Raw genomic sequence first — 264 nt, 5'->3', positions numbered from 1 at the left:
GTGGTCAGTGATCCTATAAATCAAACATTCTAAAAACCACAATATCATCCAAAAGTCCTTTCTCATCAGAATAATCTATTGCGCTGCTATATCTATAATCCTCTGCTCGAAAAACCAAACCTGCCTCAACCGGATTTTGGTGTACATAATTTATTTTTTGGTTGATGACATGATTACTCCACAACTCAATAGGTTTATTATCATGTCTCCAAAATTGATATTGATTTATATTGGAAGCCTTTGCACCTTCTTTAAGAAAGAAAT

The 264-nt window shown here is 33.3% G+C and carries 1 pseudogene; it reads right to left on the bottom strand.

What is annotated here, in order from left to right:
• Positions 1-13: 13 nt before the first annotated feature.
• A pseudogene (locus AB671_RS22490) lies at positions 14-264 on the bottom strand (transposase); the annotation flags it as partial.

The organism is Chryseobacterium sp. BGARF1, assembly GCF_001677955.1.
GTDB lineage: Bacteria > Bacteroidota > Bacteroidia > Flavobacteriales > Weeksellaceae > Chryseobacterium.
Note: the sequence above shows the minus strand (reverse complement) of the source record. Positions and strands in the feature narration are given on the sequence as shown.